The following is a 23,036-nucleotide window of genomic DNA, read 5'->3' on the forward strand; positions in this document are numbered from 1 at the left end:
CTTCTGCTGTGCCGCAGCCTCTCGTAACGTCATCGGTCGACTTGAAATGGTCATGACGACGACCGACGAGGGAGTCCACAGTCCATGCACAGACGCCTGGTTCCACTCCTCCTCGCCTCGCTCGTGGGCACCGCGATCGCCATGGCGCCCGCGGCAGCGGCTCCGCCAGGCCCGCCCGACGCGTACCGGCCCGTCCGCGGACCCGCTGCCCCGGCCGAGTACCGCTACCTGCAGAAGACCCTCCCGGGAGAGTCCATACCGCGCCACGCGCACGACTCCGCCGCCACGCAGGCACGGCAACTGCCCACCGTCGGCGGGCGATGGACACCGAAGGGGCCGACCAACATAGGTGGCCGGGTCGTCTCGCTCGCGCTCGATCCATGGCGCGCCGACACCGTCTACGCCGCCGCGGCGAGCGGCGGGGTATGGCGCAGCGACGACGCGGGCCAGACCTTCCGGTCCGCATGGCCCGACGACTGGACTCAGGCCATGGGGGCGGTCGCCACCGGCCCCGACGGCACTCTCTACGCGGGGACCGGGGAGCCCAACCCCGGCGGAGGCAGCATCACGTACGAGGGAACGGGCCTCTACCGCAGCACCGACGGCGGCGCCCACTGGCGCCCGATCGGGCTGCGCGACTCCGGCGCCATCAGCGCCATCACCGTCGATCCCACCGACCCTCGGCGCATCTACGTCGCCGCGGCCGGTTCGCTCTACAACGGGGGCGGTGACCGGGGCGTCTACCGCACCACCGACGGCGGCGCGACCTGGCAGCGCATCCTGGCCGGGGCCAACGAATTCACCGGCGCCACCGAGGTGTTCGTCCAGGGCGAGCGGCTGTACGCGGTGATGTGGGACCACCGGCGCACCCCCCAGCTGCGTACGTACGGAGGTGTGGGGTCCGGAGTCTTCCGCAGCGACGACGGCGGAACCACCTGGCGGCGGCTCGGCGGCGGGCTCCCCGAACAGGGCCCCGACGTCGGGCGCATCGGCCTCGCCGTGGCCGGAGACAGCCTCTACGCCATCGTCAACAAGACCACCGGGCCCTTCGAGGGCTTCTACGCCTCGACCGACGGCGGCGACTCCTGGAGCCGGACCCCGGCCGACAAGAAACTCACCGACTCGCAGTCGAGCTTCGGCTGGTGGTTCGGCAAGATCTGGACCGACCCGAAGGACGCCCGGCATCTGCACGTGGCCGGGGTGCCGCTCATGACCAGCAAGGACGGCGGCGACACCTGGACGTACGACGACACGAGCATCCACGTCGACCAGCACGCGATGGTCTGGGACCCACGCCACCCCGGCCGCGTCTACCTCGGCAACGACGGAGGGGTCCACCGCTCCGACGCGAACGGGGACGGCGGCTGGGTCAAGGCCCGCCACGAGCCGTACACCCAGCTCTACAGCGCGGCCATCAGCCCCCAGGACACCTCCCGTATCTCCGGCGGTGCGCAGGACAACGGGTCGCTGCGCTCGTGGGGAGCGGACGGATTCAACGAGTACCTCGGCGGGGACGGCGAGGAGAACCTCATCAACCCGACCGACGTGAACAACGTGTTCGCCTGTTACCAGTACGGCAACTGCTTCCGGTCCAGCGACGGCGGCGACACCATGACGTACTTCGCCGACAGGACGACCTTCAAACGCCGCAACTGGTTCACGCCCGTCGTCCTCGACCCCCGGGACCCGAAGATCCTCTACTACGGCGCCGACGTCCTCAACCGCTCCACGGACGGCGGTGTCACCTGGCAGCCCATCAGCCCCGACCTCACCGGCGGCCCGGGCCCCGACCCGATCTACACCAACTACGGCACGATCACGACGATCGCCCCCGCCGGGGACGGCGCCACGGTCTACGTCGGCACCGACGACGGGCGGGTCTGGGTGACCAGGGACCTGGGCGCGACATGGACGAAGCTCGCCGAGGGCCGCCCGTGGGTGACCCGCGTCGTCGTCGACCCACGCGACAGCGACCGCGTCTTCACCACGCACTCCGCCTACCGCGCGGGCTCGCCCCTGCCCCACGTCTACGGCAGCACCGACGGCGGCAAGCACTGGAAGGACCTGTCCGGAAACCTCCCGGCCGCACCCGTCAACGACCTGGTCATCGGCCGCGGCAACCTGCTCCACGTCGCCACCGACCACGGCGTGTTCACCGCCCCGGCGGGAGGCAGGCAGTGGGCCCGGCTGGGCCGCGGCCTGCCCATGGTCCCCGTCGACGACATCGAGTACGACGCCGGCCACCATCGGCTGGTCGCCGCCACGTTCGGCCGGGGCTTCTACGAACTGACGGTCCCCTGACGCCGACCCGGGTCCCATGCGTCAGGCGCCCCCTGCTTCCGCCCGCGGCCCCCGCTTCGGCGGGGGCTGTGCGGGTGGCAGCGGGGAGCGGACGCGATCAGCTCATGACGACCCGGACCGAGCGCCACCGTAGCGAGCTCAGTGCGCCGGCCCGGCCACGCCAAGGGCCGGTGATCATCGTGGCCCGGTCGGACGACCCGGCTGTCAGGCGACGCCGCGCGCCTTCAGTGCGGCGAGCACCTGCTGGGCGGTGTCGACGCTGGACTGCGGGTTCTGTCCGGTGATGAGGTTGCCGTCGACGACGGCCTTGCTCGTCCAGGCGGGACCGGCTTCGATGACGGCGCCGAGCTCGCGGAGCCTGCTCTCCACGAGGTAGGGGGCCGCGTCGCCGAGGCCGCCCTGCCGCTCCTCCTCGTCGGTGAACGTGGTCAGTCTGCGGCCGGCGAAGGTGAAGCCGCCGTCCTCGCCGCGTGCGCTGAGCAGGCCCGCGGGGCCGTGGCACAGCGCCGCGACGATCTTCCCGCTCCGATCGGCATCGGTGAGCAGACGGCCGAGGTCGGCGTCGCGCGCCAGGTCCTCCATCGGGCCGTGGCCGCCGGGGAGGTAGACGGCGTCGTAGTCGGCGGCGGTCACATCGGCGAGGGCCAGCGGCCCGGCCAGCTGGTCGGAGAGGGAGTCCAGATAGGCCCGGAACTCCTCGGCAGCAGCCTTCTCCACGCCGCCGCGCTCGTCGAGGCTGATCGGGTCGACGGTGGGCCGTACGCCGCCGGGGGTGGCGATGTCCACCTCGACACCGGCCTCACGCAGCACCCGGTGCGACTCGGCGACCTCCTCCGCCCAGAAACCGGTGGGGTGGGCCGTGCCGTCGGCCAGCGTGAGGCTGTCGGCGCCGGAGACGACCATCAGGACCTTTGCCACGGCATTCCTTCTTTCTCTGGCTGTTCGTTCCTGCCGTCCAGTCCAACACCTTGGTCCTCGGAATTTCTCCGGTCAGCCGCCTCTCGTCATAAAATCTCTTATGGAAGGAGGGTTGCGCGGTGAACCTCGACCTGCTTTCGACCTTCCTGGAGATCTACCGGAGCGGGTCGATCACGGCGGCCGCAGCGCGCCGGGGGATGACCCAGCCCGCGGTCAGCGGGCAGCTGGCCCGCCTGGAGGAGCGGATCGGCGAGCCGTTGTTCGTACGCACGCGCCGGGGCGTCACCCCTACCGAGCGCGCCGACGATCTCGCCCGGCGTATCGGCACACACCTCGACGCGCTCGGTCACGCCCTCACCGGAGCCGACGACGACCACGCCGGGTACCGGGGCACGGTGCACCTGGCGGGCGCCTCGGACGTGATGGCCACGCGCATCCTGCCCGCCCTCGCCCCGCTGACAGGCCGTGGGCTGCAGCTGAGGATCACCCTGGGAGTCGCGGAGGACCTCCTCTCGGCGCTCGCCAACGCGCGGGTGGACCTGGTGGTCTCGGCCGTGCGGCCGAAGCTCACGAACGTGGTGGCGACGCCCCTCGCAGACGAGGAGTTCGTCCTGGTGGGCTCGCCGGGCCTTGCCCGCGGAATCGACCCCGAGCGCCTGTCCCGGGACCCGGTCCAGGCCCTGGCACACCTGCCCCTGGTCGCCTACGCGGAAGAGCTGCCCATCATCCGCCGCTACTGGCGCAGCGAATTCGGCCGCCGCCCGCCCAATGCGGTCGCCGTCACGATCCCCGACCTGCGTGCCGTACTGGCCGCGGTCGTTGCCGGCGCAGGGGTGTCGGTCCTGCCGCGTTACCTGGCCGAACCAGCGCTCGCGGCGGGCTCGGTGGAGCTGGTGCACACCGCCGGGGTGCGCCCGCTGAACACCCTCTACCTGGCGACCCGCGCCGGCGGTCTCACCAACCCGTCCGTCGCCCTCGTTCACCGGCATCTCCTCGAACGAGGGCGTGAGTGGGATTTCCTGTAGATGGTGCACGGACGCAGCCGTCGGGTCAGGGGATGCGGACGCCGGCGACGAGCTGCTGATGCATCTCGTTCACGGCCTTCTCGTTCGCCTTCGAACCGAGGGTCACGACCTGAACGACGTGGGTGTCATCGGCGATGAGGCGAACGGAACCACGCTCCTTGCCGCCGGCTTTCGCATCGGCGAGGGTCGCGTCGAGGGCGGGGCGGCCGTCAACCGTGGTCTGCTTACTGCTGGTGACAGTGAGATTCTCGCCGGGACCCTCGTTGTAACCCCGAAGGAACTCCTGCAGCCCCTCGCTGAGAGCCGCCTGGGTGCCAGGAATGTCGTAGACGATGACGGCGCTATTGATCCCCTCCGCGGTCTGCACCATGTACACGCGGGCGGCGGGCGTCAGACCGGATTCGGAGATCTCCTGGACCTCGGCCTTTTCGGGAAGCTTGAATTTGATACCACTGGGAGCATCGGTGGTCTCCACCCACTTCGCGGTCGAGATGTCCTTGCCATGGAGGCCGTGGACGCCCTGTCCGGCTCCCGTGGTAATCACGGCGCCGATGTGCGGCGTCGCCGGGGCGGCGAACGAGCTGGTGGGAAGCAGCACGCCTGCTGCCGCCAGGACGGTCGAGGCAGTGAGTATCAGAAGGCGCTGCGGGCGGACACGGTGAGTCATGGAAATCACTTCCGGGTAAGAAAGGGTGAAAGAGGATGTCGAACGGCGATTTCGCCGCGACTTCCATTAGGCCCGGCTGGTCGCACCACGTCATGCCCCTGAATCACGTGACAGGGGAATTCGGGACTTGACGGATGACGATGAGCCCTTTCTCGCCTCACACGATGCGGTGAGGTGCCGCCTCAGGGCAGGCATCACGATCAGGGGGCCAGGGCTGTCCGCAGGAGAGGGCGCGTCGGGCCCAGCCCTGAGCGTCGGGCTCAGCCCTGAGCGTCGGGTCCAGGCCTGAGCGTCGGGCCAGCCCTGACGGCTTGCGCCTATGCGGGCGGGGCGACGAGGGCGTCGGACTGATGCGCGCGCCGAAGGGAATCGGCGACGAATCCACTGGCCTTGAGCTCCTCGACGAGGTCCCGGAGGAACTGGACGGTCTCGGGCTGTCGCGTTCTCGTCGTGCCCACAGCCTGCCGAATCTGCATGAACCGACCCTGGATCAGCCGGACTTCGGGATGCGCCGCGACGAACTCGGTCATCGGCTGCCTGATCCCTGCCGCCACCTCCAGGCTCTCCGCGCGGAACACGTCGACCCCTTCCTCTCCGCGCACGACGCTCGCGTGCCGAAGAGTGCGCGACAGGTACAGGTCGTAGGCGGACCCACGCTTCACGCCGATGCGTACGCCTGCGCGGTCGACGTCGGCGATGGTGGCGACGGCCGAGTCGCGGGGCACGGCGAACACACCCTCGATCACGACGTACGGTGCGGTGAAGGCGACCTCGGCCTCGCGTGCCGGCTCGACGGCCAGGAAGCACATGTCGGCCCGGCCCGCCGTCATCGCCTCGTACGACTTGCGCGCCGCGTCGAAGCAGAGGAACTCCACCGGCACGTCCAGCCGCGCGGCGACCTCACGTGCGATGTCGACCGTGACGCCGGCCGGTGCCATCGGCGTGCCCTGGGCCAGTACCGGATTACCCAGATTGATCGAGGCCCGCAGCACGCCGTTCGGCGCGAGATCCTTGGTGATTGCAGCAGTCACGGTCCCCATGGGCCGGAGTGTAGGACACCTTGCGGCGAGCAGGCGGCGCCAACTCGGGCGGTGCCGCCGACGCGCGCCCGCGCCGCCGCTCGCGTGAGGCGAGCGCCGGCGCGGGCGCCGCGCGACAGCCGGTCGGTACCAGTCGCCGGTCAGTTCCAGTCGAAGGTGTCCGGGTCCGGGCCGATGCGCCTGCCCTCGTCCAGAGCCGCGAGGGCCGTCATGTCCTCGTCGTCCAGCTCGAAGTCGAACACGTCGATGTTCTCGACGATCCGGGACGGGGTGACGGACTTCGGGATCACCACATTGCCGAGCTGGAGGTGCCAGCGCAGGACCACCTGGGCCGGGGTGCGGCCGTACTTCTGGGCGATCGCGACGACCGTCGGGACCTCGAGCAGACCCTTGCCCTGGCCCAGCGGGGACCACGCCTCGGTGGTGATGCCGTGCTCGGCGTGGAAGGCGCGGGACTCGGCCTGAGCCAACTGCGGGTGGAGCTCGATCTGGTTGACGGCGGGAACGACGTCCACCTCGTCGATCACCCGGCGCAGATGGGCAGGCTTGAAGTTGGAGACACCGACGGCCTTCGCACGGCCGCTCTCGGTCAGCTCGCTGAACGCCTTCCAGATCGTGACGTAGTCGTCGCGCATGGGGCGAGGCCAGTGGATCAGGTACAGGTCGACGTAGTCCAGGTGCAGCTTCGACAGTGAGGCGTCGAACGCGCGCAGGACGGCGTCACGCGTCCATGTCTCGGAGGCGCTGTTCCAGAGCTTGGTGGTGACGAAGAGCTCCTCGCGGGGGATGCCCGAGGCGGCGACGGCCCTGCCGGTGCCCTTCTCGTTCTCGTATATGGCCGCGGTGTCGATGCTTCGGTAGCCGGCCTCCAGAGCCGTGCCGACGGCCTTCGCCGCCTCGTCGTCCGGCACCTGCCAGACACCGAAGCCGAGCTGCGGCATCGAGACACCGTTGTTCAGAGTGATGGAGGGGACCTTGCTCACGAGCGATCGATCCTTACGTCGTCGGTTGGTGCACCCATGGTCAACGATCTCTCCGGCGGACAGATTCCCGTCGTCGGGGAAGGTCGTCGGAAGGACGTCGGAACGTCGTCGGGAAGTTGGCCGATACAGCTCCGACCTTGTCCGTCGGAACCATTGACCGCGTCCCGTCATGGCGCAAGTCTATTGCACATCGCTGAACGCGGTACATCCACGTGAACACCGCCGCGTCCAGTCCTGTCCCACCATGTGCCACACATCGGTAGTTCCTGAACCCCACCTCTCAGGAAGGCAGGCACGGCAATGAAGGAAGAACAGGAGACATCGGAGGAGACGGCCGCCTGGCAGACCCCCGAGTACGTGGTCGTCGACACCGCGCTCGAGGTCACCGCCTACGCCCTCACCGACCGGTAGACCCCGCCGCCATGCTGCTGCAGGTGCTCGGCACCGCGGCGGGCGGCGGGCTGCCCCAGTGGAACTGCGCGTGTCCCGGTTGCGCCGGGGCACGCGCACACCCGCACCGGCGCCGCCGTCACGCCTCACTCGCCCTGCGCGCGGACGAGGGACGCTGGTACCTCGTCAACGCCACCCCCGACATCGGTGACCAGATCGAGGACACGCCCGCGCTGCGGCCCGGACCCGGGCGGCGCGACACGCCGGTAGCCGGGATCGTCCTCACCGACGCCGAACTCGACCACACCCTCGGCATCGCCCGGCTGCGCGAGGCCGACGGCTTCGAGATCCTCGCCTCCGCGCCCGTACGGGGCGCGCTCATCGGGCTGTTGCGGCTCGGCGACATCCTCGGCCCGTACACCCGGCTCGCATGGCGGGAACTGGGCGCCGGACCCGAACCGCTCGTCAAGGGCGGCACGGTCGAGATCGACGCCGTACCCGTCTCGGCGAAGCGGCCCCGGTACGCGGCGACCGCTCAGGACGCCCCCGACTGGGTCGTCGCGCTGCGCGTCACGGAGGCCGCCACCGGGAAGTCGCTCGTCTACGCGCCCGCCCTCGCCCACTGGAACGACGCCTTCCAGGACGCCGTCGAGACCGCCGATCTCGTCATCCTCGACGGCACCTTCTGGGACGACGACGAGCCCGTACGCGCCGGGATCTCGACCAGGACCGCCACCGGCATGGGGCACCTCCCCATCACCGGACCCCACGGCACCGCGCGACGACTCACCGGGCTGCGGGCCCGCTGCCTCTACACCCACCTCAACAACACCAACCCCCTCGTGGACCCGGACGCCGCACAGCATGCGCTGCTCGCCGGCCGGGGACTCGGGGTCGCCGCCGACCGGATGGTGATCGAGCTGTGAGCACAGGGATCTGGAGCCGCGAGGAGCTCACGGCGCGGCTGCGCGCCGTCGCCGCCGAGCGCTACCACGACCGCCACCCCTTCAACGTACGGATGCACGAGGGCGGCCTCACCCCCGCCGAACTGCGCCGCTGGATCCTCAACCGCTTCCACTACCAGCGCCACATCCCCGTCAAGGACGCTCTGATCCTCGCCAAGTTCGACGACCCGTCCCTGCGCCGGGCCTGGCTGCGCCGCATTCAGGACCACGACGGAGAGAAGGACGGCGACGGAGGCATCGAACGCTGGCTACGGCTCGGCGAGGCCGCCGGAATCGCCCGCACCCGGCTCGAATCCGGCGCCGAAGTCCTTCCCGGCGTACGGCTCGCGGTCGACGGATACGTCAACTTCTGCCGACTCCGTACGCCGTTGGAGGCCGTCGCCGCCTCCCTGACCGAACTCTCCGCCCCCACCCTCATGCGCACCCGCATCGCCGCCTTCGAGCGCCACTACCGGTGGATCGAGTCCGACGGGCTCGCCTACTTCCGCACCCGCATCGGGCAGGGCGGTCGGGACAGCGAGGAGGCGCTCGGCCTGGTTCTGGAGTGGGCGCGCACACGCGAGCAGCAGGAGGCGGCGGTCGCGGCACTCGGCTTCAAGTGCGACGTCCTGTGGTCGCTGCTGGACGCCATCGACGCTGCGGAGAAGCAGGGGGAGCGGTCATGACCTGGAAGCCGGTGCTGGTGCGGTCGGTGATGCTCCGTTACGACCGCGTCCGCGGGACGGACCTGCTGGTCCTGCCCGAGCGCGTCGTCGTCCTGCGGGGCAACGCGGGTTCCGTGGTGCGGCTCTGCGACGGAGAGCGCGACATCGACGCGATCGTCGCCGAGCTCGCGGCACGCCACCCCGGCGCGCCGGTCGCCGACGAAGTGCCCGCGTTCCTCGGCCGGCTGAAGGAGGAGGGATGGCTGAGGTGACCACCGTCGACCCGTCCGCCGTCGCGCCTCCTTGGGCGCTGCTCGCCGAGCTCACCCACGGTTGTCCGCTGCGCTGCGCGTACTGCTCCAATCCCGTCGAACTGGTCGGTCGGTCGGAAGAGTTGACCACCGTCGAATGGACCGACGTCCTGCGCCAGGCCGCCGACCTCGGCGTCGTCCAGATGCATGTGTCCGGTGGCGAACCCCTGCTCCGCCGCGACCTCACCGAGATCGTCGCGGTGGCCGACACCGCCGGCATCCATACGCAGCTGGTGACGAGTGGCGTCGGCCTTCACGAGAAGCGGCTCGCGGGCCTGGTCGAGGCAGGGCTGCGCAGCGTCCAGCTGTCCGTCCAGCACGCGGACGCCACCGCGTCCGAACTCATCGCGGGCGCACGCTCCTTCGCGGCGAAGGAGCGTGCGGCCCGGCTCGTACGGGAGGCGGGGCTGCCGCTCGGCCTCAACGTCGTCCTGCACCGGGCCAACCTCGACGCCCTGGACGACATCGTCGAGCTCGGTCTCGCCTGGGGAGCCGAGCGGATCGAGCTGGCCAACACCCAGTTCTACGGCTGGGCCCTGGTCAACCGCGACACCCTGCTGCCCGGCCGTGAGCAGGTCGCGCGGGCCAAGCGGTCCGTCCAGCGGTGGCGCGACCGGCTCGACGGCCGCATGGACCTGGTGTGGGTGGTGCCCGACTACGTGGACGGGACCGCCAAGCCCTGCATGGGCGGCTGGGGTGCCGTCTCGCTCACCGTCGCACCTGACGGAACCGTCCACCCCTGCCCGGCCTCCGCCCCGCTGCCCGGACTCGACGCGCCGAACGTCAAGGACCGTTCCCTGGAGTGGATCTGGCGCGAGTCCAGGGCGTTCAACCTCTACCGCGGCGAGGCGTGGATGAGCGAGCCCTGCCGCACCTGCGACCTGCGCACCAAGGACTTCGGCGGCTGCCGCTGCCAGGCGTACGCGCTCACGGGGGACGCGGCGCGCACCGACCCGGTCTGCCGCCTCTCGCCCGACCACGGACTCGTCCGCGCACTGGTGGACGCGCCGCACGGCGGTACGGGTGAGCCACCGGCTCCCGCGTACGCCTACCGCACGGCCCCGGCGCCTTTCTGATCACGAACGAACAACTCCGAGTGAGGTGAGATACCCGATGACCGAATCCCGAAGGACATCCCGTCGGGCCGTCCTGGGCGCCGCTGTCGGCGGCGCCGTCGCGGCCGGGCTGCCCACCGCAGGCGCCGCGTCCGGCGCCGCGCCCGCGGCCTCGTGGCAGCTGCGCTGGTCGCCGTCCGCGAGCAGCGACGGACTGCGGGCCTTCGAGACGATCGAGGACGACCGGGCCGATTCGCATACGGCCGGGCAGCCGCACATCACCGCCGAAGGCGACAACTGGCGCTTCACCATGCACACCGTCGACCGCGACACCAGCACCGACCGCCAGCGCCAGGAGGTCACGGGCTGCCGCAACGGCTCCTCGTACCTGAAGTGGCTGCCGGGAGAGACCTGGCGGATCACCTACGCGATGTACATCCCCAGCAGCCTGAAGGCGACCACGACCTTCACCCACATCATGCAGATGAAGCAGCCCGGCACCGGTAGCTCGCCGATCGTCGTGCAGTCCCTGCGCCGGGTGAACGGGGTCCAGACGATCGAACTGAATCTCTTCGGCTCCGACACCCTGGTGGGCCGGACGAACCTGGAGCCGCTGCACAACAAGTGGATCGACGTCGACTTCCGGATCAGGATCGGGAACGGGACGTCCGGCTCGGTCCGGTGGATCCTGAGGAACGGCTCGACGACCGTGATCGACAAGTCGACTTCGGGTGTCGACACCTTCCTCGCGGACCGGGTGCGCCCCAAGTGGGGCATCTACCGCTCCCTCGGCGACAGTTCGGGATCCTTGCAGAACTGCCATCTGCTCCTCACCGGCCTGCGCGCCTACCAGCTCGTCTGAGAAGGGACGACGATCGGGCGGTGGGCGGGGCACCGCCGCCCGGCGCGGGAAGGGCGTTCCCGCGCCGGGCGGTCGTGCCGCTGGAGGATTCAGGCCGCGGTGTACGGGCGGTCGCGCCGTGCGTCGTGGAGGACCGCCGACCACCACAACAATTGGTCCAGCATCACCTTGGCCGCACCGTTCGGGCCCTCGGGGTCCCTGAGCACCCCGTCGGGCCCGAAGAGCTCGTAGTAGCGCGGAAAGCTGACGTATTCACGGACCGTGTGGGCGTGCAGTTCGCCGAAGACCTGCCGCAGCTGCTCGATCGCGAGGAGGCCGCCGCTCGCGCCGCTGTAGCCGACGAAGCCGACCGGCTTGGCCTGCCACTGGGTGAAGTGCCAGTCGATCGCGGCCTTGATCGAGGCCGGGAAGCTGCGGTTGTAGTCGGGGGTCACCACGACGAACGCGTCGGCCGCGTCGAGGCGCCGGGTGAGGTCCGCCATCGCGTCGGGGCGAGGCAGGTCGGGCTGGAGCGCCGGCGGAACGGACGGCAGCTCCAGCGGCAGCGGGGTGTCGGCGAGGTCGACGAGATCCACCGTGAAGCGGCCGTGCTGCCGGGCCTGTTCCACGAACCACTCGGCGACGACGGGTCCGAAGCGGCCTTCCCGGACACTGCCGGTGATCACTGCGAGGTTGAGAGTCTGTGAGGTCATGACGCCCAACCTGCCGGGCGGCAGGAAGACCAGGAAGGCCGGGCCGAGGCTGGTAGTGGCAGGGCCACGATCCGGCGCGGCGCAACTGTTACGTTCGAGCGGTGAGCGACAACGAGCTGGGACTGTTCCTGCGCAGCCGCCGGGAAGCCGTGACGCCGGCCGAGGTGGGGCTGCCCGCCGGAGCGCGGCGCCGCACGCCCGGTCTGCGGCGTGCCGAGCTGGCCACGCTCGCCGGAGTGAGCGTCGAGTACGTGACCCGGCTCGAGCAGGGGCGCGACCGCCGACCGTCGCCGCCGGTGCTGTCCGCGCTCGCCGATGCGCTCAGGCTGGCCCCGAGCGAACGCATCCATCTGCACCGCCTCACCAAGGCGGCCGACAGCGGCTTTCACTGCATGGGCGGCGCGACGCCGGTCCGGACCGTGCGCCCCACCGTGCGGGCCCTGCTCGACCGTCTGGAGCCCACGCCCGCCGTCCTGCTCAACCGGCTGGGCGAGATCCTCGCCCGCACCGAGGCGTACGAGCTGCTCGTGGCACCGCTCGGGCTGCTGGACGGCGACCCGCCGAACCTCGCACGCTACGTCTTCAGCGACGCCCGGGCGCGTACCGCTTTCCCCGACTGGGACGCCGTCGCCGACGAGCAGGTCGCCGCGCTCAAGCAGGGCCCGTTCCGCGCCGACCGGCACATCGCCGCACTCGCCGACGAGCTGACGGTCACGGCAGGCGCGGCCTTCGCCGATCGCGTGGCCACCGTGCCCGGCCTCGCGAAGGCCAGCGGCATCACACGGCTCGTCCACCCCGAGACGGGCGAGCTGCGCCTCGCGTACGAAACCCTCGACCTGCCCGCCGACGACGATCAGCGCCTCCTCGTCCACCTCCCCGCCGACGCCGCCGCAGCGGCGGCACTGGACCGGCTGACCGGACGCCGGCCGGGGGCGCTGCGGGCGGTGTCGGGCTGAGCGGCTGGGCCTTACGCGCCGGGGGACGTAGTACCCAGGTACGCGTCGCGGACCCTCGGGTCCGCGCGGACCTCGGCAGGGGTGCCTTCCGCGAGGACCTCACCCAGGTCCAGGACCACGACGCGGGCGCACAGCTCCAGCACGAAGGCCACATTGTGCTCGACGAGCAGGACGGCACAGTTCTCCTCGGCAGCGACGTGCCGTACGACGGCGGCGAGTTGGCCGCGCTCGTCCGCCGTCATACCGGAGGCGGGTTCGTCGAGCAGCAGCACACGTGGCGGGTCGGCGAGCGCACGAGCCAGTTCGACCATGCGGGCCCGGCCGACGGGGAGGCCGCCGGCGTACGTCTCGGCCAGGGCGTCGAGCCCGCAGATGCGCAGGACGGTCGCAGCACGGGCGCGGCGCTGTGCCGGGGCGCCATGCCGCCATTCCTGCGCGGCGAGAAGGTTGTCCGTCACCGTCAGCTGACCGAAGAGCTGCTCCCGCTGGAAGGTGCGGCGCATCCCGTGCCTGGCCCGCCAGACGGGGGAGCGGCGCGTGATGTCCGTGCCCTCCAGGACGATCCGGCCCTCGTCGGCCCGGCGGATGCCGGACAGCACGTCGAACAGGGTCGTCTTGCCCGCCCCGTTCGGCCCGATGAGCCCGCAGATCTCGCCCGGCCGCAGGCCGATGCCGACCCCGTGGAGGGCCCGCACCCCGCCGAACCGCACCCCGATGTCCCGTGCCTCCAGCACGTATCCGGTCACCGCCCGACCCCCTGCTGTCCGATGCCCAGATACGCCTCGGTGAGCCGGTCCGTCTCCACCCCGGCGCGCGGACCGCACCAGGCGACCCGCCCCTGCGCGAGATACGCCACGGTGTCGGCGATCCCGAGCACCTCAGCGGCCTTCTCCTCGACGAGCAGCAGTGCGGTGCCGGCCGCCCGGAGCTCGGTGAGCAGCCGGAACACCTCGTCGACGACGCGTGGCGCGAGCCCGAGCGACGGCTCGTCCGCGACCAGCACGGCGGGCGGGCGCTGCAGGAGCGGGGCGAGGGCGAGCATCTGCTGCTCCCCGCCGGAGAGCGAGCCGGCGTGGACGCCACGGCGGGCGGCGAGCGCCGGGAACCGCGCGTACACCGCGTCCCGGGAATCGCGGTCCGCCAGCTGCAGCGCCAGGTTCTCCTCGATGGTCAGACCGGGAAAGATCCCCCGCCCCTCGGGCGCGAGCAGCACCCCACGCCGCGCCCGCCGCACGACGCCGTCGCGGGTGACCTCCCGCCCGCCCACGAGCACGCTCCCCCGATGGGCCGCGAGCACACCGGCGGCGACGCGGCAGGCGGTGGACTTCCCGGCCCCGTTGGGCCCCAGCACGGCGAGGATCTCCCCGGCCCGCACGGTGAGATCCACCCCCTGCAGCACGGCTGCCCCGCCGTACCCGGCGTGCACGCCCCGCAACTCCAGTGCGGCGGGGTTCTTTTCCCCCACCCTTTCCCCTACGCCCTGCGGCGTGGGGGGAGGGGGACCCCCACTTTCCGAAACCGTGGCTCCGCCCCGGGCCCCGTCGGGGCTCCCGCCCACGACCCCAGCGCTGCGCGGCTCCGGTTCGGCCGCCGCCTGCGGCACGGAGCTGCCGCTCCTGGGAGTCCGGGGACCTGCCTCGTCCGGCATCGGCGCGAAACTGCCGCCGTGGGGTGGTTCCTCGTCCCGGGGGGCTGCCTGCGGCGCGAGGCTCCCGCTCCCGGAGGTACGGGGGCTCTGCCCCCGTACCGCGTCCCGCAGCGCCGGGGTCCGGGGCTTCGCACCCCACGCGGCGGAGCCGCACATCGACACAGCCGGGAAGTGGGGGTCCCCCCACGCCGCAGGGCGTTGGGGGTGGGGTGGGGGAACTTCCCCCGACGGCGCTCCAACGGCGGGGCGCCCGTCGTAGCTCTGCTGCACGGCATCGCCCCCCATCGGGGGCCGGGGGTTCTGCCCCCGCAGCCGTTCCCGCCGCGCGTGCAGCCGCATCGGCACCGCCGCGCAGTAGCCGTCCGGATCGTTCGCCAGCGCCAGGCCCGCCAGGCCGAAGAGAATCACCGGAAGGTGGGAGGACTCCGTCACGTACTCCGCCATCACCTGTGGCACGAGCGCGAAGACCAGCCCCGCCACCACCGCGAACTGCGGCCTCCGCACACCCGCCGCGACCACCACCGCCAGCCACACCAGTCCCGTCATCGCGGTGAAGTCCGTCGCCGTGATGCGGGTGTTGTACGACGCGTACATCACGCCCCCGAAGCCCGCCAGCCCCGCCGACAGCGTGAAGAGCAGGAGCTTCGTGCGTACCACCGAGACGCCCGTTGCCGGCGCAGCGGCGGGGGCGGACCGGACCGCCAGCATCGCGCGCCCGGTCGGCGAGTTCCGCAGGGCACTCAGTGCGGCCACCACCCCCGCCACCAGCACCACCAGCGCGACACCCATCGCCCGGTCGTCGCTCAGGTCCACGGGGCCGAACACCGGGCGGGGGATCTCCCATCCCGTGTCGCCGTTGCGGAGCCACGGGAACTGGAAGAGCACCTGGTCCGCCAGGAAGGCGAGGGCGAGCGTGGCGAGGGCCAGCGAGCGGCCGCCCAGCCGCAGGGCCGGCAGCGCGACGACCGCGCCCAGCACCGCCGCCACGCAGGTGCCCACGGCCGCGGCCGCCACGAACGGCCAGCCGTGGCTCATCAGGAGGCCCGCCACCAGCGCCGCGCCGGTCACAAAGGTCGCCTGGGCGAGCGAGACCATCGCGCCGAGCCCCGTCACCACGGTGAAGGACACGAACACCAGCGAGATCGCCAGGCCCTGCGCGAGGATCCCGCTCCAGTACGGGGTCGTCACCGTGTAGAAGGCAACCGCTAGCAGCCCGGCAGCACCCACCCACACGCCCCACCGGCGACCCCACGGCCGCCCCGCCAGATAGTCGACCGGTGGCGCGTCCGCCGCCGCCGTCCCTGCCGCACGCCGCCGTCGGTCCGTCACCAGCAGACCCGCGAAGAGGATCAGGAACGGCACGGCGGTACGGAATCCGGTGATCCCCTCGGCGGACGAGGCGCACCCGGCGACCAGGTTCTGCAGCACTCCCAGCCCCAGCCCGCCCGCGAACGCGAGCGGCACCGACGCGAAGCGCCCCAGCACCGCTGCCGTCGCCGAGACGAAGAGGAAGAGCGTGTAGTCGTGCGCGGAAAGGCCCAGCAGCGGCGTCGCCAGCACACCGGCGAGGCCCGCGAGACCCGAAGACAGCATCCACGCGATCGACGACAGCCGGTCCGCGCTGATCCCACGCAGCTCCACGAGTCCGCGGTTGTCGACGGCCGCCCGCAGCCGCAGGCCGAGCCGGGTGTGCCGCATCAGCACCCACAGGCCGACCGCCGTCACCGCCGTCGCCAGCCACGTGATCAGCTGGTCGGAGTCGATGCCGACGCCGTCCAGCGGCTGCCAGGACACGGCCGGGCTCGGTCCGACGCCCGGCAGGCCGTACTGGTTCTCGGCGGGCAGCACCGGCGCACCCGCGTCCGCCAGCAGCTCCACCGTCCACAGTCCCGCGGCGGGCAGCGCGACCAGCAGCCCGATCGTCGCGACGATCTGCGCCGTCTCGCCGACCCGCGCGAGCTTGCGGAACATCAGCCGGTCGAGGCCCCAGCCGATCCCGGGGGCCACGACGAACACCAGCAGCAGAGCGGTCGGCACGGCCGGCAGGCCGAAGCCCGAGTGGAGTTCGTAGTAGGCGAGCGCGCACAGGTACGCGGTCGCGCCGTGCGCGAAGTTGAACAGACCGGACGCGGAGTACGACAGCACGAGCCCTGTCGCCAGCAGCGCGTACAGCGCACCCGAGACCAGTCCGCTCAGCACGAAGCCCAGCAGATCACCCACGGTCCGCGCCCCCTACCGGAACGGGATCGGCGGGTAGCACGTGAACGGCGACGACACCTCGTACCGTCCGTTCCTCAGCTGCACGAGCGCACCGCAGCCGAAGCTCTGCTTCTGCCCCTTGGGCTCGGCCCGGTCGCCGACCAGCGTCCCCTTGTCGGAGAAGGTGGAGGCGGCATTCTGGAAGGACTCGACGGTCAGGTCCTTGCCGGCCTTCTCCGCGATCGCGAGGAAGAGGTCCGCCGACATGTAGCCGGTCATCATGTGCATGTTCAGAGGTACGTCCTTGCCGCCCGCAGCCTTCCTGATGTCCTCCTTGAACTGCTGCATGGCAGGGCTCGTCGACTCGAAGGGCTCGAACTGCAGCAGCACATGCACCCCGTCGAGTGCCTGCCGGGTCGCGTCCTTGGTCAGCAGCCCCGGGTCGTAGTCCGTCGGATCGGAGATGACCCCTTTGAAGCCGGACCGCTTCAGCGCGGTGAACAGCCCGATGTTGTACGGCGTCTGCATCACGGACACCACCGCGTCCGGCGCCTTGCCGCCGTTCGACCGCAGGATCTCCTTCGTGTATGCCGACCAGTCGCTCGGCGGCGACGCCGCGGGCACGACGGCCTTCGCGTACGAGACGGTGTAGCCGGCCGCCGTGAAGCCCTGGGTGAAGGTGCGGATGCCGAACTTGCCCGCGTCGCTGTCGGCGGCGATCAGCGCGACCGACTTGCCCTTCGTCCCGCCGAGCACCGATCCGAGACCCTCCGGCCAGGTCTGGTTGAGGGTTCCGCCCGGCATGGGAACGAGACAGCCGTTGAAGCCGTAGATGTGCTTCGGCCCGCAGAAGGAGGGCAGTGTGCCCCAGCCGAACGTCGGCACCTTCTGCTGCTCCAGGAAGTCGGCGCCGGAGAACGTCACCGAGCTCATCGGTGCCACCGCGAAGACCTTTGCCTGCTGGACCAGTTTCCGTGCGGCGGCCAGATTCCTGGCGGGATCCTGACCGTCGTCCTCGGCGCCCAGATACTCGATCCTGCGGCCGTTGACACCACCCTCGGCGTTGGCGCGGTCGTAGCGGGCTCTGGCGCCGAGGTCGGTGTCCTTCTTGGAGTAGCCGCTGGCGGTGGTCATGGAGACGATGCCGCCGACCTTGATGGAGTCGGCCGTCACGCCGCGTGCGGAGGCCCCGCCCTTCCCGGTCGGCTCGCCGGACGTGGAGGCGGAGTTGCAGGCGGTGGCGAGCAGCAGCGCCGCGGCGGCTGCGGCGATGGTGCGGATCGGTCGCAACACGGTGGGTCCCTCCGTCGAGGCTGAAACTTCTCGGGGGGGACACCCCCGAACCCCCGGCGATTGTGTGCTCGACCTGATGGACCGTCAATAACTGACGCATCATCAATTGATGCTGCGTCAGTCGTGGGAGCGGGTGCGGAACCTCAGCGGTACAGCGCGTCCACCTCCGCCGCGTACGCCGTCTCGATCGCCTTGCGCTTCAGCTTCAGCGACGGAGTCAGCAGCCCGTGCTCCTCGCTGAACGGGTGCGCCAGTATCCGGAACGTACGAATGGATTCGGCCTGCGACACCAGCGTGTTGGCGGCCACCACCGCCCGCCGGATCTCCATCTCCAGATCCGGGTCGCGCACCAGCTCCGCCGGTGGCATCGGCGGTCTGTTGCGCATCGCCAGCCAGTGCTCCACCGCCTCCTGGTCCACGGTGACCAGGGCCGCGATGTACGGTCGGTCGTTGCCGACGACGATGCACTGCGCCACCAGCGGATGCGCCCGCACCCGTTCCTCCAGACCCACCGGCGAGACGCTCTTGCCGCCCGAGGTCACCAGGATCTCCTTCTTGCGCCCGGTGATCGTCAGATAGCCCTCCTCGTCCAGCGCGCCCAGGTCGCCGGTGGCCAGCCAGCCGTCGTTCAGTACCGCGTCCGTCGCCTTCGGGTCGTTCAGATAGCCGGAGAAGACCTGGGCGCCGCGCAGCCATACCTCCCCGTCCTCGGCGATGTGGACCGTCGTCCCGGGGATCGGCTGCCCGACCGTTCCGTACTTGGTGCGCTCCGGCGGGTTCGCCGTCGCCGCCGCGGTCGACTCGGTGAGCCCGTACCCCTCGAAGACGGTGACCCCCGCGCCCTCGAAGAAGAGGCCGAGCTGCCGGTCCATGCCCGAGCCGCCGGACATCGCGTGCCGCACGCGCCCGCCCATCGCCTCGCGGACCTTGCGGTAGACGGCCTTCTCGAAGAACTGGTGCTGCAGCCGCAGGCCCGCCGACGGGCCGGGCCCGAGTCCGAAGGCCCGGTGCTCCATGGCCTCCGCGTACCGCACCGCGACATCGACGGCCTTGTCGAACGGGCCGGTCTTGCCCTCGGCCTCGGCCTTGCGTCGGGCGGCGTTGAAGACCTTCTCGAAGATGTACGGAACGGCGAGGATGAACGTCGGCCGGAACGCCGCGAGATCGGCGATCAGCGCGCTGGCCTGCAGCACCGGCTGATGGCCCAGCTTCACCCGGCCGAGGATCGCCGCGACCTCCACCATCCGCCCGAAGACGTGCGCGAGCGGCAGGAAGAGCAGCGTCGCGGCCTCGTCCCCCGGCTTGGAGTGGAAGACCGGCTCCCAGCGCCCGATGAGCGTATGGGTCTCGTACATGAAGTTGGCGTGCGTGATCACACACCCCTTGGGGCGGCCGGTCGTCCCCGACGTGTAGATCACCGTGGCGACGGACTCCGGCGTCACCGCCCGCCGGTGTCGGTCCACCACGTCCTCGTCGATGCGCGTGCCCGCCGCGAACAGTTCGGCGACGGCACCCTTGTCCAGCTGCCACAGCCGCTTGAGATGCGGCAGCCGGTCGATGACCGAGCCGATCGTCATCGCATGGTCCTCGTGCTCGACCATGCACGCGGACACCTCGGCGTCGTGCAGCATCCAGAAGACCTGCTCGGCCGAGGACGTGGGGTAGATGGGAACGGACTGCGCGCCGACCGTCCAGACTGCGAAGTCGAAGAGCGTCCACTCATAACGGGTACGGCACATGATCGCGACCCTGTCGCCGAACCGTACGCCGTGGGCGAGCAGCCCCTTCGCCAGTGCGAGGACTTCGTCACGGAACTCGGCGGAGGTCAGGTCGCTCCACTGCCCGTCGTCGTCCTTGCGGCCGAGCGCGACCCGGCCAGGATCGGTCCGGGCGTGGTCGAACACGGCATCCGCCAGCCCGCCGACAGGTGGTGCCATCGCCAAGGGTGGAACCGTGAACTCACGCAATGACCTGCTCCTTGTGGCGCTCCGCACAGCGCCGGTGACGGTACCCCACCGAGCCGACGTACGGGAGGGCCTTCAACAACTCGGCACATATCGCATCGCTGCTGGTCAGCCGTCCGGATGCGACCACCGACGGAAGCCTTGGGCGCCGTTCTGACTGAAGAGTAAGTAACGCCCCGGGGGAATCTGCACCGAATCTGTACGCCGCGAACACGCTCGCTCTACGCGCGTTTGAGCATCGGCTCGGCCCGCATCTCGCCTCTCACAGGGAGCCCGCCGGGCGGTGCAGCCGGTCCCCGCCTGCGAGGATCGAGGCGGCGAGCGCGTGCGCGGCCTCCTGGGTGCCGCGCGGTACGCCCACCCGGTGGCCGTGGAGCAGGACGAAGTCCACGTCGCCGAGCTCCGGCAGCCCGGCGCGCGCGGGGACGGGGGTGAGACCCGGCGGGATCAGCCCGCGCGTATGGGCCATCACGCCGAGGCCCGCCCGCGCCGCGGCGACCAGTCCGCTGAGGCTCGCGCTCGTACAGACGATCCGCCACGCGCGCCCGTGCGCCTCCAGGACCTCCAGGGCGCGGGCGCGGGTGATCCCGGGCGGCGGGAAGACGATGAGCGGCACGGGACGGTCCGGGTCCAGCCGCAGCTGAGGAGCGCCGATCCAGGTGAGGCTGTCGTGCCAGACCAGCTCGCCGAGCGTGCTCCCGGGACCGCCGCCCCCGGGACGCTTCGCGAGGACCAGGTCGAGGCGGCCCGCCGCCAGCTGCTCGTGCAGTGTGCCCGAGAGCTCGACCGTCAGCTCCAGGTCGACCTCGGGATGGTCGCGGCGGAACGACTCCAGAATCTCCGGGAGCCGGGTCAGGACGAAGTCCTCCGACGCCCCGAAGCGCAGCCGGCCGCGCAGCCGCGTACCGGTGAAGAACGCCGCCGCGCGCTCGTGCGCCTCCAGGATCGTCCGGGCGAAGCCGAGCATCGCCTCGCCGTCCTCCGTGAGCTCCACGCTGTGGGTGTCACGCGTGAACAGCAGCCGGCCGACCGCCTCCTCCAGCCGCCGCACATGCTGGCTGACCGTCGACTGACGGACGCCGAGCCGGCGGGCGGCCTGCGTGAAGCTCAGTGTCTGGGCGACGGCGAGGAAGGTGCGCAGCTGCGCGGGGTCGTACACAGGACCAGGCTAACGCCGCCATCGCGATACGTGATGACAGTCAGAGTGGTGTACGGGATTCCCGATCGCCGCCGAGGCGAGGACGATGGGAGGGCACGACCCGTACCGAAAGCAAGTGGAGCACATGAGCCGCCGCACCCCCCTCCGACCGCCGTCCTGGCTTCCGGTCGACCCGTACATCATGGCGCTGCTCGGCACCGTGCTCCTCGCGGCACTGCTCCCCGCGTCCGGCACCGCGGCCACCGTCACCGGCGGTGCCTCCACCGGAGCGGTCGGCCTGCTGTTCTTCCTCTACGGGGCGCGGCTTTCGACCCGCGAGGCGCTGGACGGCCTGCGGCACTGGCGGCTGCATGTGACCGTGCTGGTCAGCACCTTCGTGGTCTTCCCGCTGCTCGGGATCGCGGCGAACGGACTCGTTCCCGGCGTCCTCACCCCGCAGCTCTACGGGGGCCTGCTCTTCCTGTGCCTCGTGCCGTCGACGATCCAGTCGTCGATCGCGTTCACGTCGATCGCCCGCGGCAATGTGCCGGCGGCCATCTGCGCGGGTTCCTTCTCCAGCCTCGCGGGGATCGTCCTCACCCCGCTGTTGGCCGCCCTGCTCCTCGGGCAGAGCGCGGGTGGCTTCTCCGCGGACTCGCTGCTCAAGATCGTGCTGCAGCTGCTCGTGCCGTTCCTGGCGGGGCAGGTGCTGCGGCGCTGGATCGCACCCTCCCTCGCCCGGCACCGGAAGCTGCTGGGGTATGTGGACCGCGGCTCGATCCTGCTCGTCGTCTACGCCGCCTTCAGCAAGGGCATGGTCGCGGGCGTCTGGCACCAGGTCACGCCCGGGCGACTGGGGGCGCTCCTCGTCGTCGAGGCGCTGCTGCTCGCGGCGATGCTGACGCTGACCTGGTACGTGCCGAAGCGGCTCGGGTTCGGCCGGGCGGACCGCGTTGCGATCCAGTTCGCCGGGTCCAAGAAGAGCCTGGCCGCGGGGCTGCCGATGGCGAGCGTGCTCTTCGGGGCGCAGGCGAGCCTTGCCGTCCTTCCACTGATGCTCTTCCACCAGATGCAGCTGATGGTCTGCGCGGCCATCGCGCGCCGCCGCGCCCACGACGACGTCCCTGACGGGCCCGGGGCCGGGCCCGTCACCCCGTCGCGGTCCGTGCCCGCGACAGCGACGCGCTGAGCCCGGGCCCGGACGGGGGCATGTCCGGCGGGGCGAGCGCCTGCGGCGGGCCTTTCCCCTACCCGCCCCTTCCCGAACCGGGGCTCCGCCCCAGACCCCGTTTCCGGGGGCTGCGCCCCCGGACCCCCTACGCCCTGCGGGCGTGGGCCCGAACGACGCTCCGATGAGGCCCGTCGGCGTTTGAGGACGGACATGCGGGCCGACTCGCCGGTGCCGGGCGCATGCTCAGCCTGTCCTTCGCTTGAGGACGGACACTCGGGCCCCCATCGGCGCCGGAAACGCACTCAGCCTGTCCGGCGTTTGAGGACGGACACCCCGGTCCACCGCACGGTGCCGGGCATCGTCACAGCCCGCCGCAGGCGTACCGCGGGGCACCTGGCAAGATCATTGGGTGACCTCGTACGCCAACCGTCCCTTCGCGGCCCGTCGCCCCTGCACCCTCGTCGTCTGCCGTGGCTGCTGCTGCGGCGATGCACGCAAGCATCCGGGCACGGATCACGACGCACAGCTGCGGCGGCTGCGTGAGGCGGCCGCCGCCTCCGGGGGGCGGATCGCGGTGCGGACCAGCGACTGTCTCGGGCCCTGCGGGCAGGCCAACGTCGTTGTGGTGCAGCCCTCCACCGAGGCGCGGCGGCGCGGAGCGCGCGCCGTCTGGATCGGGTTCGCACTCGACGACGACGCGACGGACGACATTCTGGCGTGGGCGGAATCCGGCGGCCCGGGGGTCGCCGAGCCGCCCGCCACGCTCGGTCTGCAGATGATCCCGGCCCCGGCACCCGGCGGCGCCCGCTGACGC

At 71.3% G+C, this 23,036-nt stretch carries 21 protein-coding genes; 11 read left to right on the forward strand and 10 right to left on the reverse strand.

Annotated features, from left to right (window positions below; genetic code table 11):
* The first annotated feature begins 84 nt into the window (after nt 1–84).
* Complete coding sequence (locus ACWCXB_RS24410; protein ID WP_450725607.1) at nt 85–2,301, forward strand: WD40/YVTN/BNR-like repeat-containing protein; 2,217 nt, start codon at nt 85–87, stop codon at nt 2,299–2,301.
* A gap of 204 nt (nt 2,302–2,505) precedes the next feature.
* Here ACWCXB_RS24410 and ACWCXB_RS24415 read toward each other — a convergent pair whose 3' ends face one another.
* The gene (locus ACWCXB_RS24415) at nt 2,506–3,219 is read right to left on the reverse strand and encodes a type 1 glutamine amidotransferase domain-containing protein (RefSeq protein ID WP_450725608.1); all 714 of its coding nucleotides are present in this window, start codon (nt 3,217–3,219) and stop codon (nt 2,506–2,508) included.
* Between the two features lie 119 nt (nt 3,220–3,338).
* Between ACWCXB_RS24415 and ACWCXB_RS24420 the strand changes: the two genes are divergently transcribed.
* Nucleotides 3,339–4,244 carry a LysR family transcriptional regulator gene (locus tag ACWCXB_RS24420; protein WP_450725609.1) on the forward strand — a complete coding sequence of 302 codons (906 nt, stop codon included), beginning with the start codon at nt 3,339–3,341 and terminating at the stop codon, nt 4,242–4,244.
* A gap of 25 nt (nt 4,245–4,269) precedes the next feature.
* Here the strand turns inward: ACWCXB_RS24420 and ACWCXB_RS24425 are convergent, their stop codons facing one another.
* From ACWCXB_RS24425 to ACWCXB_RS24435, 3 genes are all read right to left on the reverse strand, one after another.
* On the reverse strand, nt 4,270–4,842 hold the full coding sequence (locus ACWCXB_RS24425; RefSeq protein ID WP_450725610.1) for a hypothetical protein: 573 nt from the start codon (nt 4,840–4,842) through the stop codon (nt 4,270–4,272).
* Nucleotides 4,843–5,228: 386 nt separating this feature from the next.
* Entirely contained in the window at nt 5,229–5,951 is a 723-nt protein-coding gene (locus tag ACWCXB_RS24430) for a transporter substrate-binding domain-containing protein (RefSeq protein ID WP_450725611.1), read from the reverse strand.
* 140 nt (nt 5,952–6,091) lie between these two features.
* On the reverse strand, nt 6,092–6,934 hold the full coding sequence (locus ACWCXB_RS24435; RefSeq protein WP_450725612.1) for an aldo/keto reductase: 843 nt from the start codon (nt 6,932–6,934) through the stop codon (nt 6,092–6,094).
* A gap of 300 nt (nt 6,935–7,234) precedes the next feature.
* Between ACWCXB_RS24435 and pqqA the strand changes: the two genes are divergently transcribed.
* Genes pqqA through ACWCXB_RS24465 form a run of 6 tightly spaced genes read left to right on the forward strand, consistent with a single transcriptional unit; the run spans nt 7,235 to nt 11,161 of the window.
* Nucleotides 7,235–7,345 (forward strand): pyrroloquinoline quinone precursor peptide PqqA, encoded by a 111-nt coding sequence (gene pqqA, locus ACWCXB_RS24440; RefSeq protein ID WP_450725613.1) that lies wholly within the window; start codon nt 7,235–7,237, stop codon nt 7,343–7,345.
* An 11-nt stretch (nt 7,346–7,356) separates the two neighbouring features.
* Nucleotides 7,357–8,250: a pyrroloquinoline quinone biosynthesis protein PqqB gene (gene pqqB, locus ACWCXB_RS24445; RefSeq protein WP_450725614.1), complete on the forward strand. Its 894-nt coding sequence runs from the start codon at nt 7,357–7,359 to the stop codon at nt 8,248–8,250.
* Nucleotides 8,247–8,954: a pyrroloquinoline-quinone synthase PqqC gene (gene pqqC, locus ACWCXB_RS24450; protein ID WP_450725615.1), complete on the forward strand. Its 708-nt coding sequence runs from the start codon at nt 8,247–8,249 to the stop codon at nt 8,952–8,954. The genes pqqB and pqqC overlap by 4 nt, the downstream gene beginning before the upstream one ends.
* Complete coding sequence (pqqD, locus tag ACWCXB_RS24455) at nt 8,951–9,205, forward strand: pyrroloquinoline quinone biosynthesis peptide chaperone PqqD (RefSeq protein ID WP_450725616.1); 255 nt, start codon at nt 8,951–8,953, stop codon at nt 9,203–9,205. The genes pqqC and pqqD overlap by 4 nt, the downstream gene beginning before the upstream one ends.
* Entirely contained in the window at nt 9,193–10,320 is a 1,128-nt protein-coding gene (gene pqqE, locus ACWCXB_RS24460) for a pyrroloquinoline quinone biosynthesis protein PqqE (RefSeq protein ID WP_450725617.1), read from the forward strand. Before pqqD ends, pqqE begins: the two co-directional genes overlap by 13 nt.
* Nucleotides 10,321–10,357: 37 nt before the next feature.
* The gene (locus ACWCXB_RS24465) at nt 10,358–11,161 is read left to right on the forward strand and encodes a Tat pathway signal sequence domain protein (RefSeq protein ID WP_450725618.1); all 804 of its coding nucleotides are present in this window, start codon (nt 10,358–10,360) and stop codon (nt 11,159–11,161) included.
* Nucleotides 11,162–11,250: 89 nt separating this feature from the next.
* Here ACWCXB_RS24465 and ACWCXB_RS24470 read toward each other — a convergent pair whose 3' ends face one another.
* Entirely contained in the window at nt 11,251–11,853 is a 603-nt protein-coding gene (locus ACWCXB_RS24470) for an NADPH-dependent FMN reductase (RefSeq protein WP_450725619.1), read from the reverse strand.
* 101 nt (nt 11,854–11,954) lie between these two features.
* Here ACWCXB_RS24470 and ACWCXB_RS24475 point away from each other — a divergent pair, with 101 nt between their 5' ends.
* Entirely contained in the window at nt 11,955–12,809 is an 855-nt protein-coding gene (locus tag ACWCXB_RS24475) for a helix-turn-helix domain-containing protein (protein ID WP_450725620.1), read from the forward strand.
* An 11-nt stretch (nt 12,810–12,820) separates the two neighbouring features.
* Here the strand turns inward: ACWCXB_RS24475 and ACWCXB_RS24480 are convergent, their stop codons facing one another.
* The 5 genes from ACWCXB_RS24480 to ACWCXB_RS24500 all read right to left on the reverse strand — a co-directional run bounded on the left by ACWCXB_RS24480 (nt 12,821) and on the right by ACWCXB_RS24500 (nt 21,072).
* Nucleotides 12,821–13,555: an ABC transporter ATP-binding protein gene (locus ACWCXB_RS24480; RefSeq protein ID WP_450725621.1), complete on the reverse strand. Its 735-nt coding sequence runs from the start codon at nt 13,553–13,555 to the stop codon at nt 12,821–12,823.
* On the reverse strand, nt 13,552–16,677 hold the full coding sequence (locus ACWCXB_RS24485; protein ID WP_450725622.1) for an ABC transporter permease subunit: 3,126 nt from the start codon (nt 16,675–16,677) through the stop codon (nt 13,552–13,554). The genes ACWCXB_RS24480 and ACWCXB_RS24485 overlap by 4 nt, the downstream gene beginning before the upstream one ends.
* Nucleotides 16,678–16,689: 12 nt before the next feature.
* Nucleotides 16,690–17,949 carry an ABC transporter substrate-binding protein gene (locus ACWCXB_RS24490; RefSeq protein ID WP_450725623.1) on the reverse strand — a complete coding sequence of 420 codons (1,260 nt, stop codon included), beginning with the start codon at nt 17,947–17,949 and terminating at the stop codon, nt 16,690–16,692.
* Nucleotides 17,950–18,092: 143 nt separating this feature from the next.
* Nucleotides 18,093–19,892, reverse strand: a complete 1,800-nt coding sequence (locus tag ACWCXB_RS24495; RefSeq protein ID WP_450725624.1) for an AMP-dependent synthetase/ligase — start codon at nt 19,890–19,892, stop codon at nt 18,093–18,095.
* Nucleotides 19,893–20,175: 283 nt separating this feature from the next.
* Nucleotides 20,176–21,072 (reverse strand): LysR substrate-binding domain-containing protein, encoded by an 897-nt coding sequence (locus ACWCXB_RS24500; protein ID WP_450725625.1) that lies wholly within the window; start codon nt 21,070–21,072, stop codon nt 20,176–20,178.
* Nucleotides 21,073–21,196: 124 nt separating this feature from the next.
* On the opposite strand from ACWCXB_RS24500, the gene ACWCXB_RS24505 reads away from it, so the two are divergent.
* Both ACWCXB_RS24505 and ACWCXB_RS24510 read left to right on the forward strand, forming a co-directional pair.
* On the forward strand, nt 21,197–22,240 hold the full coding sequence (locus ACWCXB_RS24505) for a bile acid:sodium symporter family protein (RefSeq protein WP_450725626.1): 1,044 nt from the start codon (nt 21,197–21,199) through the stop codon (nt 22,238–22,240).
* A 391-nt stretch (nt 22,241–22,631) separates the two neighbouring features.
* The gene (locus ACWCXB_RS24510) at nt 22,632–23,033 is read left to right on the forward strand and encodes a (2Fe-2S) ferredoxin domain-containing protein (protein WP_450725627.1); all 402 of its coding nucleotides are present in this window, start codon (nt 22,632–22,634) and stop codon (nt 23,031–23,033) included.
* Nucleotides 23,034–23,036 lie beyond the last annotated feature (3 nt).

Source organism: Streptomyces sp. NPDC001514 (genome assembly GCF_053597075.1).